Here is a 9,010-nt window from a genome sequence, read left to right as displayed (position 1 = left end):
GCTGGCGCTTAGCATAAAACGTCGAGGGATTGAGTTCATTAAGCTTACAAAATGCAAGCGTTGACAATGAACTCGATTCAGACTGCTTGATGAGTGTTTGCCACTCTTGATTAGTGTGTCGTTTTGCCATTTCAAATCTCCTCATGGTTGGAGACTTGATCTTATTCTTCGCGCTAGGCGATTAGAATGCGGGTTTTATGGAGCGCTTACCAATCACCTGCGACTTTGGCACGAATTTCAGACACCGCACCGAGCATCCCAATACCCGCCAATAGCGGCCACAAATAGTCCATCCGTTTCCATTTTCGTCGGCTCAAGTTAAACCCACACCAAATAGGAAGGTGTAAAAGGAGCGTTAGCCCCAGTGATAGCAAAACGAAATTCAAAGAGCTAGAGAGCATGAGTTCGCTGTCGAAGAAGTTCTTCATAATGAGTTACTTGCCGTTAAACAAGGAGTGATTTGATACTAAGAGCGATATGAGAAAAGAGTGTAAGGGGAAAGTAAAAACAGCACCAAGAATTAGAGTTGGTGCTGTTTATTTGAACATGTCAGGTATTAGCAGTTTCCCTGAGGAATCAAGCGTTAACCTTGAAGTAACCGCTTTTCCATCGGGATGCAGTCGAGGCTAATACCTCTAGGAGAGTGATAAGTGGAAAGTTCATCACCGATAAAACCAAACGAACGATAAAATTCCGCAGCATTCAGGGTCGATTCTAGCTTCATTAACGGCAAGTTGTGTTGAATCGCTAATTCTTCTAGGAACTGCAGCATCTGCTTCGCTGCGCCTTTTCCGGAAAAATCTGGGTCCACAAAAATAGCATCAATCATACCGGTTTCGATGTTGATCTTACCGCTGCCAATCACTCGGTCATCGATTTCTGAAACGTGAAAAGTTTGGACTACATCGCTTATGAATCCATCAGACATTCCACCTTGCGTCCATATTGACAGCTGTTCTTCTGAGTAATAAGCCGAGCACTTCTCGACAATGGCACGGCTTCGAATATCGAAAATATCCTGAGCATCAGATTCAACCGCTTTTCTAATTGTAATCATAAGCCTACTTCTGGTGATTAAAAGATACTACTTGCTAGTAAATCGAATAACTACTCAGTGACTAACGCTGGAGATTGCTTCCTCCTAGCTGACATAAGATAAAAACCAACAGCACCAACAACTGAAATTAATATCACACTAAACCAAGTGAAAGTGTACCCATAATCATCGATTAAGTAGCCAATCACGATAAAACTAGGCATAACGAAAACCGTTCGCAAGGTAATGAGCACGCCTTGAATGCGTCCACGATGACTCGAAGGGGAGTTGTTTGCTAAATATATGCCCTCTTTTGTCAAAAGGAGAACCTCGCCCGCAGATAGAAATAGCCAAGCAAAAAAATGAACTGGAATGTTGGGAAACAACATGACGAGCATATAACCAAAGGCAAACATAAAGCCTGCATAGGCAAGGCTTACGGTTTCAGCCTTACCTACAGTGAACTTCATTAAGATTGGCGTAATCAGCACCACCACAACACAAGCGTAAGTCATGAGTTGCCCGAAAATAATTGGGCCTTGCTCTCCAAACACATGGCTCAAATACAATGGACTCGCCATAGTCATTTGATTTAGCGAATACCACAGTAATCCACAGAGAAAAGTGAACAACAAAAGCCGTGGCCTTGATTTTAAAACTGACCAAACCGAACCAGAAACGGGCTGTTCCAGTTCACTCTCGCTGGTCGATTCCGTTCCAGGTTGCAACTTCACAAACGCAGCCACAATAAAAACACAAAAAAGAGCAGCAAAACCGTTGCCGAAAAATATCCAGTCGGTGTAATTCCAGAACAAGTAGCCAGCCATAACAGGACCAAGAGCTGAACCAAAGTTATAGGCTAGATAACTCAGTGACATGACTGCATCACGATTCTGAGGGGTAGAAAGATCGGCAACTAAAGCATTACTCGCGGGCAAAGCTAAACCGCCAAAGAAATAGGCACAAAACAAAAACACAGGTACGACAACCGGAGCATCGGCGAAGAAACCACAAATAATCAATAATACAGCACACATAAACTCGCCAAACACCATGACCCGTTTATGTCCCAACCTATCCGCTAATCTACCACCTAAAAAGCTCCCTAAAAGGTAAGAGCCCGTCACACCCATGGCAAGGGAACCTGCGACTGTTGCTGAATAACCCAACTTATCGGTTAACAGTAAGACTAAAAATGGAACGATAAAATTACCCATTCCCAGAATCATTCTAGCCAGTGCTAAATAATAGATATTATTCGGTAAATACCTGTAAATAGAAATTGCTGAGAAAAGTTTATGAATCATGAAGTTCCTAAAGTATATAAGTGTTTGATTATGATTTTCTATTCGATGGTACTGAAATCGAGATTTTTAGTAACAGCAACATTAACAACCTGAGTTCCTGCGATTAAATCATGTAGGCAACGTTTGTCTTTACGCAAAACAAGCAGACAATCTAGCGTCGTTATGAAATGACCAATTACCGGTATGTACGTAGCGATTGTCATAGGTATCATTCGTTTACCCACTATTTTGAATAACCCTATATGCTTACCTTCCATATCGACAATCGCGATTTCCATTAGTTTTTTGCCAATCGTCTGCCCCTTCTTATGCAGCAAATATCCGTTTAACAAAAAGAACACCAACCAACCGTAAGCTGAGGCTATAAGTAGTTCTGTCGTATCAATTTTCCCTGTATCGAATATTTTCTGAAAATAATCGGTATAGAGAAAGATTGGTGTCATCATAGCTATACCAATCAAGCCATCAATCAAACTTGCCCCTACTCGGGACCATCGAGACGCGAGTACAATTTCAGGAGCGTTTTCTATTACTTCAGACATGTCCTTTCCTAAGATGGTATTGATTATGAGCGTCGGGGATTCGATTTCTGATAACGCTAGTTTGATTTACTGATAATCAAACTTTGAAATTACGCGAAATAAAACACTTTGTTTTCAATAGACAAACCACACTTTATAGAATCACGAGAAACATAACATAAACCAATACCTCCACTAATACCCCATGCAATATATGTGAGCTTAGATGCGTAAATTTAAGCTATTAAACCGTGGTCAGATAGTTTGAGGGAAATTTAAGAGGGTCAATCTTCAGAGTTAAGGTTTTTTGACTTAATACCTTGTATTAATGAAACTTTTGTTAATGGGACAATTAGAGGTGGGGGGGCACTGTTGCTATTTCAGCCCCAGCACATGCTCGATAAAGTCAGACTTCTTTTCACGGTACTCTTCTTGCGGCCAACCTTCACAAGACATTTTGAGGGCATTGTATTGCTTAACTAAAGCAGGAGCCGCACGTAGCTTGTCACGAAACGTTAGAAAGCATTCAAATTCAGAATCATTAGCGACAACTTGCAACGCCACATCATCCCCTGATGTAGACTCCAACATACACAGTTCAGGCGTTCTTAAGGTATCGAGTTTCTCTTTAAAGCCGAGTGTTGTGAGTTGTTCAGCGGCGTACTCAAGTTCACTCGACTCAATACCGACGAATATATCCAAGTCGCCTTTAGATACTGCAGATGGAATCGAGGATGCACCTACATGCTCGACTCTCGCATTAGGTATCAGCTTTTTGATGTCACGCTCATATCGAGCAAACATTTCATGACAAGCAGCTTGGTATTCTTCAGCAGGGTAGAATTTCATACTTCCTCACTTCTATGCCTTTCTCTAAGTATTAAAAACTATTGAACACACCGATAGCGAACAGAAATAGCGCGAGACTAATCGCCCCGATATAAGAAATTCTGGTTCGCTCTTTTTCAGTTGGAATCAATAAGGGGAAGCGCCCTAAAGTGAATACCTTACAGACGATCCAGCCAGAACCGTAACCAATGAACTCAATCAAAAATGACTGAAACAGATACCTAAAGAATGAGCTCAATGTCCTAAAATACGCGACTATTAAGTCTTCCATTTTTTGCCTTAGTAAAAATTTGAACAAAAGTGCCATGGGTAGAGATTCATATCAAGAACCTTATACCGAACAACTATCATATATCTTTATGATTTATTTTATACTTCAACTGTATTGTTCCGGTTACTTTTCTCCAAAAACAAAAAGCCCCGGTTATAGGAACCGGGGAAACAGGGTGGGATGAGTTTGGCGCGTGCCCGTAAGACCAAACTCTCCCCAAGCCTCACCTAAGACTCATGCTCTTAGGTAAAGGATGCTGAGTACTGTTTTTGAAAAGTAGGGTTATTGAATCGTAGCGCCTTGTTCTACCCAAGTGCCGATGAGTGCTCGCTCTTCATCGGTCATTTGAGTCATGTTACCAAGAGGCATCACCTGAGTTGTTACGGTTTGAGCAACGATCCTAGGTACATTAGCTTTGATCTCTTCTGGCGTATCAAGCATGACACCCGCTGGCGCAGCAGCAAAAGCGGCGTGGCTAGGCGTTGCAGAGTGACACACAGAACAGCGCTCTTGAATGACCTTGTTGATGGTTTCAAAGCTAACACCTGCATTCGCCGTTGGCATGGCATGGTCGGCAGGTACTGCTTGAGAATCAGCCGTTGTTGAAGCCGTGTTGCTCGAAGCGATCTCTTCAGTCGCCGATTCCGTCGTGCTCACAGGAGCTTCTTGTACCACTGGTGCTTGCACTACCGGAGTCATCTGTTTTTTCGCGTAAGGTGAGGTAACAAACGCGAGAGTAATCATACCCAATGCCGCCACTGGCACTGTCCATGCGAACTTCTGACTGCCATGACGTGTATTGAAATAGTGACGAACCAAGATACTGAAGATTGCTAGGCCAGCAAGGATCAACCAGTTGTATTCCGAACCATAAGTGCTTGGGAAGTGGTTACTGATCATGATGAACAGCACTGGCAGTGTCATGTAGTTATTGTGACGAGAGCGCAATAGACCTTTCGCAGGTAGAGCTGGATCCGGTTCGCGTTTCTCTTCAATCGCTTTCACCAAATTGCGCTGCGCAGGCATGATGACGCGGAATACGTTACCCACCATGATGGTACCGATAATGGCACCCACATGGATGTAAGCACCACGGCCACTGAACACTTGCGTAAGACCGTAAGTTGCACCAACTAAGCCAACAAAAAGTACTAGGCCAAGTAGAACTGGCGTTTTGCCCAACGGCGAATCACACAGTAGGTCATAAATAAACCAACCGGCGATAAGAGAACCAATACCAATTGCGATTGCCGTTGTTGAATCAAGGCCAGAGCCCGGTGCTATCAGGTAGATTTCTGCGTTGAGGTAGTAAACCACACCCAGTAGACACACACCTGTGATCCATGTGAAGTAGGCTTCCCACTTGAACCAGTGTAGGTGCTCTGGCATTTCTGGTGGCGCGAGTTTGTACTTCTCTAGGTGATAAATACCACCGCCGTGAATCGCCCATAGATCGCCTGAAAGGCCCGTTTTAGGGTTAACTCGGTTAAGGTTGTTCTCTAACCAAACAAAGTAAAATGATGCGCCTATCCACGCAACACCAACAATCATGTGAATCCAGCGAATCGCTAAATTCAACCACTCTGTAATATGCGGATCCATAATAAACTCCTCTATCACAACGCTTTAGCTAAGCGTTGCTCTTCCTTGTTGCCTTCCGTTGGCATATCTTCCAAATGCAATGCCACTAGGTCGTTCTCAAAATAAACTTCATCACAGTTATGTCCTTCTCCGCCTCTATCGACGATCAAGAATTGGTCTTGATCGGTGAGCGCGAGAACCGGGTGATGCCACACCCCTTTGTGATAGTTCACTCCTTGACGGCCGTTGCTTAAGAAAGCTCGGCAATTGGCTAACGATGGGTTACCGCCTTTTGGGGCAACAACAATTAAATAGGGTTGACCAAGTAATGGAATGAATGCCTGAGAGCCAAGTGGATGACGCTCTAGCATTTTGATGGTCAGTGGGTAGCTCAACGGCGTAGCTTGGAAGATGCTGATGATCGCTTCTCCGCCTTGGTCTTGTACGTCCGTTGTCGCTAGCTTGTGGTAGCGACGTGTTGATCCACTGTTGATCATGAAGAAATCACTATTATCAGACTCGATAACATCACCAAACTCAGCAAAAGCCTGCTTAGTTAACGGTTCGATAGATAAACGACGTATTCCATTACTCATACTCATTTCCTTACCTATTTCGCTTTCGTACCAAATAGACGCAAACGGCTGATACCACCATCTGGGAATATGTTTGCACGTACATGGGTAATCGCACCAAGGTCGTTTACCTCAGAAATGAATTCGTGAATCTCGTGCGCTTGCAGCTTTTGAGCAGGCAAGAGTTCACGCCAGAATAGGCTTTGTGTCTCTACTTGATCGTCGGTACCACCTTTCACGTAAGCCGCTTGAATTGAGCAGCTGTCTGGGTAGTTACCTTTGAAGTGTGCTGTATCTACAACGATACGTTCGATGTTACCTGGGTGACCTAATGCCACGATCACCCAATCATTACCCGGTGTACGACGACGTGCTGTTTCCCAGCCATCACCCATGTTTTCACCGCGGCCTGGGCCTAAGATGTTGGCCTTGTTGCCGTAGTGCTCATCGCTGCATGCGAGTGCTCGGCCACCGTGTTCAACGGCTGCTAGGTCGACTTGTTGCTGAGAATCTATTGCGTCCCAATCAACACTTGGTCGGCCATAAACACGTAGGCGTGCGACACCGCCGTCTGGGTAGATGTTCAAACGTAGGTGCGTAAATACTTGGTCGCTTTCGATGTCTTCAAGATGATGATGATCACCTTGTAGTGCCATTGATGGCAGAATTTCTTGCCACTCTGTTGAGTCCGTTGGCTCACCTTGTGGTGAATAACACGCGTCAATTGATGCCGAAGGTGGAAAGTTCCCTGTGAAGAATGAGGTATCAATATCAACGCCAGCAATGGTGCCAGCTAGACCAAGGCGAACGACACAGTAGTCGTAGCCTTCGCCGCGTTTACGTCTGCTTTCCCAGCCGTCCATCCACTTGCCGTTATCGTCGTATAAGTCGTCTTTCCATTCAGGTGCTGCATGGCTGAGTAGACGGCTTTTATCTGCGAAAAAGTCGTCGGTCGCGAAGATAGCTTCTGCGCCGAGTTTTTCGTCTGCAAGGTTTATGTACTGTTCAAATTTATGGGTCATGTCCGTGTAATCCTATGAAATTAATCAAGTAATAATAAAATGAGAACTTAGTGGCTTATGTTTTTACAAATCAAACCTTTAGCGCACTAAGACTGGGCTGAGATAGCTGTTAACTCCGTTAACTTACATATCCCAGAGACGAAACATCGCGATCTTGTTGATCTCTTGAATCGCCGTAGCAAACTCAGTTTCACTATCATTTCCTAATCGCATCTCGAACGACTCAAGAATTTGGTAACGATTGGCTCCCTTCACCGCCATGATAAAAGGGAAATTGAAGCGACTTTTGTAGCTGTTGTTATAAGAAGTGAATTTTTCAAATTCTTCGGCGCTGCACTGGTCGATGCCCGCCCCCGCTTGTTCTTTGGTCGACGACTCTGTGAGCTCGCCATTTACTGCAGCTCGACCGGCTAAATCCGGGTGAGCGTTGATCAAAGTCAACTGTTTACCTTGCTCGGCATTTAACAAGGTCGATGCCATTTTCAGATGAAGGTTCTCGATATGATCGTCTTCGGCATTCAAACCTTGGTCATACACCGCCTCAGCAACCCACGGGCTGTGTTCGTAAACATCAGCGAAGTGCGCGACAAACGTATCGCGGTCCATGGTTGTTGGTTGGCAAGATCGAAATTTAGTCACGTTAAGCCTCCTTGCTTCGCTGCTACTTCTGTTGTTGAGGAACGTTGTTCGGTTGATTAGCGTTATTTGCTTGATAAGGATGGTGCTGATGCCAATGGTTCGCGATATCGATTCGACGACATAACCACACGCTGTCGTGCTGTTTTACGTAATCTAAGAAACGTCTTAATGCAGCAATACGACCGGGGCGACCAATCAAACGACAATGCAACCCAACCGACATCATTTTCGGTGCGGTTTCGCCTTCCATATAAAGGGTGTCAAACGTGTCTTTCAGATATTGGAAAAACTGCTCACCAGAGTTGAAGCCTTGCGCGGTTGAAAAGCGCATGTCGTTCACATCGAGTGTGTAAGGGATCACCAGTTGTGGATGACCGGTTTCGGTGTGCCAATAAGGTAGGTCATCATCATAGGCATCAGAGTCGTAAAGAAAACCGCCCTCTTCTGCAACCAAGCGACGAGTATTTGGACCCGTTCGACCGGTGTACCAACCTTGCGGGCGCTGACCGGTCACTTGTTGGATGATCTCAATCGCTTTAGTCATGTGATCACGCTCTTCAGACTCATCAATGTATTGATAGTCGATCCAGCGATAACCGTGGCTACAGATTTCGTGACCCGCTTCGACCATAGCTTTGGCAACGTCTGGGTGACGTTCAATCGCCATTGCGACTGCAAAGACGGTCAGTGGGATTTCATATTCATCGAACAAGCGAAGAACACGCCATACACCCGCACGACTGCCATATTCATAGATGGATTCCATGCTGATGTGACGTTCGCCTTTGATCGGCTGTGCTGACGGGATCTCTGAAAGAAAGGCTTCAGACTCGTCGTCTCCATGTAACAAACAACGCTCACCGCCCTCTTCATAGTTCAATACAAAAGAAACCGCGACCCGCGCATTACCTGGCCATTGAGGGTTTGGAGGGTTAGCTCCGTAACCGATCAAATTTCTTGAATAATCCTTATTCATCCAAGTACTCCTAACATAAGTGGTTGGCTTAGCCGCTCTTTAAGTAAGTCACCAAATGATTCAACCAAATGGATTCTCGATAAACCGAACAATCTTACCCCTGTACATTTATTGTATACAATTATTTATCTCAATGTAAAGATTTTGTTATTAAAGTTAAATTTGCACATCACTTCCGATTTAAAACAACAACTTAAAAATAATACTACTCACCAAAAAAAGATAATCGAGAT

Annotated in this window: 10 protein-coding genes and 2 pseudogenes; all 12 read right to left on the bottom strand. The window is 44.5% G+C overall.

Annotated elements, in window-relative coordinates; all coding sequences use genetic code 11:
* Positions 1–130, bottom strand: a pseudogene (locus tag L1D11_RS17910) (IS66 family insertion sequence element accessory protein TnpB); the annotation flags it as partial.
* Positions 131–209: 79 nt separating this feature from the next.
* Positions 210–428 (bottom strand): annotated as a pseudogene (locus L1D11_RS17905) (hypothetical protein); the annotation flags it as partial.
* Positions 429–583: 155 nt separating this feature from the next.
* Complete coding sequence (locus L1D11_RS17900) at positions 584–1,057, bottom strand: GNAT family N-acetyltransferase (protein WP_239833327.1); 474 nt, start codon at positions 1,055–1,057, stop codon at positions 584–586.
* A 50-nt stretch (positions 1,058–1,107) separates the two neighbouring features.
* Positions 1,108–2,343 carry an MFS transporter gene (locus L1D11_RS17895; protein WP_239833328.1) on the bottom strand — a complete coding sequence of 412 codons (1,236 nt, stop codon included), beginning with the start codon at positions 2,341–2,343 and terminating at the stop codon, positions 1,108–1,110.
* 38 nt (positions 2,344–2,381) lie between these two features.
* Positions 2,382–2,885: an RDD family protein gene (locus tag L1D11_RS17890; RefSeq protein ID WP_239862651.1), complete on the bottom strand. Its 504-nt coding sequence runs from the start codon at positions 2,883–2,885 to the stop codon at positions 2,382–2,384.
* A gap of 354 nt (positions 2,886–3,239) precedes the next feature.
* On the bottom strand, positions 3,240–3,713 hold the full coding sequence (locus L1D11_RS17885) for a GrpB family protein (protein WP_239833330.1): 474 nt from the start codon (positions 3,711–3,713) through the stop codon (positions 3,240–3,242).
* A gap of 31 nt (positions 3,714–3,744) precedes the next feature.
* On the bottom strand, positions 3,745–3,984 hold the full coding sequence (locus L1D11_RS17880; RefSeq protein WP_239833331.1) for a hypothetical protein: 240 nt from the start codon (positions 3,982–3,984) through the stop codon (positions 3,745–3,747).
* 282 nt (positions 3,985–4,266) lie between these two features.
* Positions 4,267–5,586: a urate hydroxylase PuuD gene (locus tag L1D11_RS17875; protein WP_239833332.1), complete on the bottom strand. Its 1,320-nt coding sequence runs from the start codon at positions 5,584–5,586 to the stop codon at positions 4,267–4,269.
* 14 nt (positions 5,587–5,600) lie between these two features.
* Positions 5,601–6,161, bottom strand: a complete 561-nt coding sequence (locus L1D11_RS17870) for an ureidoglycolate lyase (RefSeq protein ID WP_239833333.1) — start codon at positions 6,159–6,161, stop codon at positions 5,601–5,603.
* 14 nt (positions 6,162–6,175) lie between these two features.
* Positions 6,176–7,162 carry an allantoicase gene (alc, locus tag L1D11_RS17865; protein ID WP_017069066.1) on the bottom strand — a complete coding sequence of 329 codons (987 nt, stop codon included), beginning with the start codon at positions 7,160–7,162 and terminating at the stop codon, positions 6,176–6,178.
* A gap of 123 nt (positions 7,163–7,285) precedes the next feature.
* Positions 7,286–7,801: a 2-oxo-4-hydroxy-4-carboxy-5-ureidoimidazoline decarboxylase gene (gene uraD / locus L1D11_RS17860; RefSeq protein ID WP_239833334.1), complete on the bottom strand. Its 516-nt coding sequence runs from the start codon at positions 7,799–7,801 to the stop codon at positions 7,286–7,288.
* 22 nt (positions 7,802–7,823) lie between these two features.
* The gene (gene puuE / locus L1D11_RS17855) at positions 7,824–8,777 is read right to left on the bottom strand and encodes an allantoinase PuuE (RefSeq protein ID WP_239833335.1); all 954 of its coding nucleotides are present in this window, start codon (positions 8,775–8,777) and stop codon (positions 7,824–7,826) included.
* Positions 8,778–9,010 lie beyond the last annotated feature (233 nt).

It is taken from the genome of Vibrio sp. Isolate32 (assembly GCF_022397955.1).
Taxonomy (GTDB): Bacteria; Pseudomonadota; Gammaproteobacteria; order Enterobacterales; family Vibrionaceae; genus Vibrio.
The sequence above is the reverse complement of the archived record's forward strand: the minus strand, read 5'-3'. Positions and strand labels throughout refer to the sequence as shown.

Excerpts from the sequence above, each read along its gene's own strand:
- L1D11_RS17900 (WP_239833327.1), bottom strand. The coding sequence starts at position 1,057 with ATGATTACAATTAGAAAAGCGGTTGAATCTGATGCTCAGGATATTTTC.
- L1D11_RS17895 (WP_239833328.1), bottom strand. The coding sequence starts at position 2,343 with ATGATTCATAAACTTTTCTCAGCAATTTCTATTTACAGGTATTTACCG.
- L1D11_RS17890 (WP_239862651.1), bottom strand. The coding sequence starts at position 2,885 with ATGTCTGAAGTAATAGAAAACGCTCCTGAAATTGTACTCGCGTCTCGA.
- L1D11_RS17885 (WP_239833330.1), bottom strand. The coding sequence starts at position 3,713 with ATGAAATTCTACCCTGCTGAAGAATACCAAGCTGCTTGTCATGAAATG.
- L1D11_RS17880 (WP_239833331.1), bottom strand. The coding sequence starts at position 3,984 with ATGGAAGACTTAATAGTCGCGTATTTTAGGACATTGAGCTCATTCTTT.
- L1D11_RS17875 (WP_239833332.1), bottom strand. The coding sequence starts at position 5,586 with ATGGATCCGCATATTACAGAGTGGTTGAATTTAGCGATTCGCTGGATT.
- L1D11_RS17870 (WP_239833333.1), bottom strand. The coding sequence starts at position 6,161 with ATGAGTAATGGAATACGTCGTTTATCTATCGAACCGTTAACTAAGCAG.
- alc (WP_017069066.1), bottom strand. The coding sequence starts at position 7,162 with ATGACCCATAAATTTGAACAGTACATAAACCTTGCAGACGAAAAACTC.
- puuE (WP_239833335.1), bottom strand. The coding sequence starts at position 8,777 with ATGAATAAGGATTATTCAAGAAATTTGATCGGTTACGGAGCTAACCCT.